At 63.2% G+C, this 462-nt stretch carries 1 pseudogene; it reads left to right on the forward strand.

Annotated elements, in window-relative coordinates:
* A pseudogene (locus tag QCE69_RS39395) lies at positions 1–462 on the forward strand (type IV secretion protein Rhs); the annotation flags it as partial.

A 462-nucleotide genomic window follows, 5' to 3' on the forward strand; every position in this document is an offset into this window, starting at 1 on the left:
CGCTATGACGGGCTGGGACGCACGGTTGCAGCAGTGGACCCTGCAGGAAACAGGACCACGTGGGAATACGATCTGTGCGGCAATCTGCTGACGCACACGCTGCCGGATCGCAGCGCGACGCGCACGGAGTACGACGACAATCTGCGGCCTATCGCCATTACTGATCCGGAAGGCGGCCAGTGGAAGCAAACGTGGGACACGCGCGGAAATCTCGTTGAGCAGATCACGCCCTCGGGCCTTGTCACCGCATTCGGCCACGATACCCGCGGCCAGCTCGTAAAGGTGCGCAACGCCGCGCAACAGGTCACGACACTCGCCTATGACGCACTGGGCTATGTCGCCGCTTTGACGGATGCATTGGGTCGCACCACGCGATTGAAGCACGACGCGCGCGGCAAGCTGATCGAACGGCAATCGCCGGGCGAGGAAGCCGCCACCTATAAATGGGACGCCAAGGGGCGA

Origin of the sequence: Caballeronia sp. LZ032 (assembly GCF_031451315.1) — a bacterium.
Classification (GTDB): Bacteria; Pseudomonadota; Gammaproteobacteria; order Burkholderiales; family Burkholderiaceae; genus Caballeronia.